The following is a 3269-nucleotide window of genomic DNA, read 5'->3' on the forward strand; positions in this document are numbered from 1 at the left end:
AGATCCAACCCTGCCAGGGCATCCTGTTGCCCGCCGGGATAGCGCAGATGCACATCCTTTAGCAGCAAATCAGGCTGTTGCACCTTGGGCGCCGGGCCACTGGCATCGGGAAAGGGCAAGGCGCTGTCTGCCACCGAGAAAATCCGTCGGGCTGCCTGCCGGGTCTGGCCCAGAAACTGAAAAGCCAGAGGCAAGGCGACAATGGCTTCAAAGGAACCCATTACCCCCAAGGCAAACATGGGTAAATCGGAAGGCCCGAGATGGCCGCCGTGGATCAGGGGGATGGCGAGAATCAAAATCACCCAGATCGCCAGATTGCCCATAAAACTCATGCCCGCAGTGCCCAGCCCGCTGATCTGCGCCATTTTCGCCTGTCTCTGCAAAATGGCATCGTTGAGCGCACGACTGCGACGCAGGATTTCGGGACCGGCTCCGTAAGTGAGCAACTCGCCCATACCTTGCATGCCGTCTACAATCTGGACCCGATAGTCAGATTGCAAATCCGTCATTTCCGCCCCACTGCGGGCACCCAGGCGTTCAGCTACGAACGGCAGGACCAGACCGGAAACAGCCAGGAACAAAAACAGGGCAATCGCCAGGCGCCAGGAAAAAAAGGCAAAAAAACCGGACATCAGCACAGTAGCCATTCCGGCTACCAGAAATGGCGTAAATACCCGCAAATAAAAATTGTTCAGGGTGTCTATGTCGGCGACCAGACGGGACAGGATGTCTCCTGAGCGATAGCCCTGTAATCCGGCCGGGGCCAGAGGCTCCAGACGGCTGTAAAACCAGCTGCGCAGTTGAGCCAGCAGCCGGAAGGTGGCCTCGTGGGTGATCACCCGCTCCAGCCAGCGGGAAATCACCCGCGTCGTCGCAAAAGCCCGAACTCCGGCAGCGGGCAGGAAAAAATTATATAAATTGAGCGTGGCATAACCACCCAAGCCCGCCAGTGCCGCACTGGCCAGAAACCAACCGGAAAGCGCCAGCAATCCAAAGTTGGACAATATGGTAAGCAGCGCCAGAAAAGCGCCACCCAACATCCAGAACTTATAGGGGAAAAACAGTTTTAAAAGACGAATGTAATCAGACATGGGTTTCCCCCCGGTAGGCAGCGACCATACGGGCATACACCCCGCCCGCTGCAAGCAGCTCCTGGTGGCTTCCACTTTCGGCCACCCGGCCTGCATCCATGACAATAATATGATCAGCCCGTTCTGCCGTGGCCAGACGATGGGCGATGACTATCGCTGTGCGCCCTGTAATTAACTTTTGCATGGCATCCAGCACCAGTGATTCATTTTCCATATCGAGATTGGCAGTGGCTTCATCCAGTATGAAAAGTGGCGGATTTTTAAGAAAAGCCCGCGCCAGCGCTATGCGCTGGATTTGCCCACCAGAAAGCCCCTGGCCTAAATCACCAATCATCGTCTCAAAACCATCAGGCAGGTTTTCAATGAACTCCAGTGCGTGGGCATTTTGCGCAGCTTCGCGCAGTGCAGTCAGATCTGCATCCGGGCGGCCGATCCGGATATTATCCCCCAGACTGCCATGGAAAAGACGGGGATTTTGCGGCACCCAGGCCAGTTGCTTCCACCAGAGTTCCGGCTCTATGGCATTCAGCGGCATCTGCCCATTGACGAGAATGTCGCCCTCACTGGCTTGCACAAAACCCAGCAAGGCACTGGCCAGGGTGCTTTTTCCGGCACCGCTGGCCCCCACCAAAGCGGTGACTTTACCCGCCGGAAACTCGGCATTCACGCCCTCCAGTGCGCTGCGTCCCGCTTCATAGGAAAAATGCAGATTGCGCACCGACAGACTGATTTCAGTAGAAGGCGAATATTCCACAGCCTGCTGGGGCTTTTCCGGCAATGGCATGTCCAGTATTTCGAAAATTCTTTTGGCAGCCGCTATGGCGCTCATGCGGGCATGATAGTGGGTCGATAACCCCCGCAGCGGATTAAAATACTCCGGTGCCAGGAGCAGGACGAAAAAGGCGGTAAAAAAGGTGACTGAGGCATGGACCTGCAGCAGTCTGGCGCCCAGCGAGACCGCCACCAGGGCGATGGAAAGGCTGGCAAAAAACTCCAGCACGGCCGAGGTCAGAAAGGCAACGCGCAGGCCCGCCATGGTGCTGCGTCGGTAGTCGTCAGAAATTCTGGCCACAATTTCGATTTCATCTTTGGCGCGACCAAAAATCTTGAGCGTGGTCAGACCTTGCACCACATCCAGGAAATGCGCGCTCATCAACAGCATTTTTCGCCACTGACGCTGGTTAACCGCTTCGGCCGCATAACCTACCAACACCATGAAAAAAGGAACCAGAGGGCCGGTTATCAGCAATATCAAACCGCTGATCCAGTCTTCGGGAAATACCACAATCAAAATCGCCAGAGGTATCAGACTCACCAGGGCCATTTGTGGTAAATAGCGGGAAAAGTAAGGCTCCAAAGCCTCCACACCTTCGATCATGGTGCTGGCGATATCAGCGCTGCGTTCGCCGGCAATGGCCACCGGCCCCAGTTGCAAAAGGTGCTTCAGCAACTGTTCGCGCAAATAGGTTTTGATGCGGGCACTGGCCCGAAAAGCCACCAGCTCCCCCGCCCAGGATAAAGCGGCACGCAGGACAAAAAGCCCCAGCAAAGCCCAAAGTAGTGGCATCACGGCTGCGAGACTGAGGCCCTGGAATGACACGCCGTTGATGATATGGGCGAGAATAAAAGCCTGAAGGATAATCAGCAGACCAGCCGCCAGCCCCAAGCCTATGCCAAAATACAGGGCGCCTCGAGTCCGACGCCCCTCCTGCATTAATCTCTGATCAATTCGTTCCGCTTTCGCCATCATCAACCTCTAATATACTGGATGCACTTTAGCACAGCGTAGTACTTTCCTCATCCTGCAGACGCCATGCAGCCCTCAGTCACCCAGAAAAAGCGTCAGCACTCCGGTATAACCGTATATTTTATCATGAGAAATTTCTCCATTCGCAAAAAAACCAACCAACGGGAAATGGCCCAGATGCGCCTCAATCAGACGCAACTCCGCAGAATCGGGGCCAAACAGCCCTTCACCTCTGCCCAGACAGGAAAAATACAAGCCTCCGCGAATGTTTCGACCAGCCACCAGTTTCTTCAGGTCTGTCAGCATCCGCAACAAATCTTCCCGGGCCGTAGTGCCATCGCGCTTGCAAAACATCAGCGATTGACCGGATTCCACATATTCACCAATCGCCATCAATTTACGATCCGTGTCCACACCAATCAGATTGCGGA

Annotated in this window: 3 protein-coding genes; all 3 read right to left on the minus strand. The window is 55.2% G+C overall.

Annotated elements, in window-relative coordinates; translation table 11 throughout:
• On the minus strand, window positions 1–1091 hold a 1091-nt coding region (locus AC2VLY_RS01670; protein ID WP_486921671.1), incomplete at its 3' end, for an amino acid ABC transporter ATP-binding/permease protein.
• Window positions 1084–2841 carry a thiol reductant ABC exporter subunit CydD gene (gene cydD / locus AC2VLY_RS01675; RefSeq protein ID WP_486892936.1) on the minus strand — a complete coding sequence of 586 codons (1758 nt, stop codon included), beginning with the start codon at window positions 2839–2841 and terminating at the stop codon, window positions 1084–1086. The genes AC2VLY_RS01670 and cydD, both read right to left, overlap by 8 nt.
• 72 nt (window positions 2842–2913) lie before the next feature.
• The coding region (locus AC2VLY_RS01680) for an FIST C-terminal domain-containing protein (RefSeq protein ID WP_486921672.1) at window positions 2914–3269 on the minus strand (356 nt) is incomplete at its 5' end.

Source organism: Acidithiobacillus sp. TH-A36 (genome assembly GCF_057473445.1).